The sequence below is a fragment of the Arthrobacter sp. 01N444 genome (assembly GCF_056399305.1).
Window position 1 is genome coordinate 1 of record NZ_JBFTRB010000034.1, and the last position, 1,049, is coordinate 1,049.

Consider the following 1,049-nt stretch of genomic DNA (forward strand, 5'->3'; position numbering starts at 1 on the left):
CAATTCGTCGTCGACGTCATCCAGGGCGGCGCCGGGACCTCCTCGAACATGAACGCCAACGAGGTCATCGCCAACCGGGCCCTGGAAATCCTCGGGCACCCGAAGGGCGACTACGCCCGGCTGCACCCCAACGACCACGTCAACCTCAGCCAGTCCACCAACGACGTCTACCCCACCGCGGTCAAGCTCGGCACGATCTTCGCGGCCCGGGAACTGCTCCAGGCCCTCACCGARCTCGAAGACGCCTTCGCCGCAAAGGCCCTCGAGTTCCGCACGGTGGTCAAGATGGGCCGCACCCAGCTCCAGGACGCCGTCCCCATGACSCTCGGCCAGGAGTTCGGCACCTACGCCGTCACGATCGGCGAGGACCGRCTCCGCCTGGCCGAGGCCGACCTGCTGATCCACGAAATCAACCTCGGTGCCACCGCGATCGGCACCGGCCTGAACGCCCCCGCCGGRTAYGCCGAGGCCGCCTGCCGGCACCTGGCCGAAATCACCGGCCTGCCGCTCGTCACGGCCGTGGACCTGATCGAGGCCACCCAGGACGTCGGCGCCTTCGTGCACCTCTCCGGYGTGCTCAAGCGGGTCGCYGTGAAACTYTCCAAGATCTGCAACGACCTCCGGCTGCTCTCCTCGGGCCCGCGCGCCGGCTTCGGCGAGATCAACCTCCCCGCGGTGCAGTCCGGCTCCTCGATCATGCCCGGCAAGATCAACCCGGTCATCCCGGAAGTGGTCAGCCAGGTSGCCTACGAGGTGATCGGCAACGACGTCACCATCACCATGGCCGCCGAGGCCGGCCAGCTCCAGCTCAACGCCTTCGAACCCATCATCGTCCACAGCCTCCACAAGAGCATCTCCCACCTSGAAGCCGCGTGCCGCACCCTCACGGCCCGCTGCGTCCGGGGCATCACCGCCAACACCGAACACCTTCGCCTCACCGTGGAACAATCCATCGGCCTCGTCACCGCCCTGAACCCGCAACTGGGCTACGCCACAGCCACGGCCATCGCCCAGGAAGCCCTCGCCACCGGCAAGGGCGTCGCGGAACT

1 protein-coding gene is annotated in these 1,049 nt (G+C 67.9%); it reads left to right on the plus strand.

Translation table 11 applies throughout. The features are described from left to right. The coding region (locus AC1DKN_RS20970; RefSeq protein ID WP_476872403.1) for an aspartate ammonia-lyase at positions 1-1,049 on the plus strand (1,049 nt) is incomplete at both ends.